Annotated in this window: 4 tRNA genes; all 4 read left to right on the top strand. The window is 54.9% G+C overall.

From position 1 onward, the window contains the following. The 4 genes from C173_RS16190 to C173_RS16205 all read left to right on the top strand — a co-directional run bounded on the left by C173_RS16190 (position 1) and on the right by C173_RS16205 (position 362). A tRNA-Glu gene (locus C173_RS16190) sits at positions 1 to 75 on the top strand. Between the two features lie 20 nt (positions 76 to 95). Then, positions 96 to 171, top strand: a tRNA-Val gene (locus tag C173_RS16195). Positions 172 to 203: 32 nt separating this feature from the next. Beyond that, a tRNA-Met gene (locus tag C173_RS16200) sits at positions 204 to 280 on the top strand. A gap of 4 nt (positions 281 to 284) precedes the next feature. Continuing rightward, a tRNA-Asp gene (locus C173_RS16205) sits at positions 285 to 362 on the top strand. Positions 363 to 366 lie beyond the last annotated feature (4 nt).

Raw genomic sequence — 366 nt, forward strand, 5'->3', positions numbered from 1 at the left:
GGCTCGTTGGTCAAGGGGTTAAGACACCTCCCTTTCACGGAGGTAACATGGGTTCGAATCCCATACGAGTCACCATTTTTTTGGAACTGATACATGGAGGCTTAGCTCAGCTGGGAGAGCATCTGCCTTACAAGCAGAGGGTCGGGGGTTCGAACCCCTCAGCCTCCACCATCTATCTTAACCGAATAGATTTTGTTCAATGACGCGGGGTGGAGCAGCCCGGTAGCTCGTCGGGCTCATAACCCGAAGGCCGCAGGTTCAAATCCTGCCCCCGCAACCAATTTGGAACCGTGGTGTAGTTGGCCTAACATGCCTGCCTGTCACGCAGGAGATCGCGGGTTCGAATCCCGTCGGTTCCGCCATTTT

It is taken from the genome of Paenibacillus sp. FSL R7-277, from assembly GCF_000517965.1.
In the GTDB taxonomy this organism is placed as follows: Bacteria; Bacillota; Bacilli; order Paenibacillales; family Paenibacillaceae; genus Paenibacillus_AQ; species Paenibacillus_AQ silagei.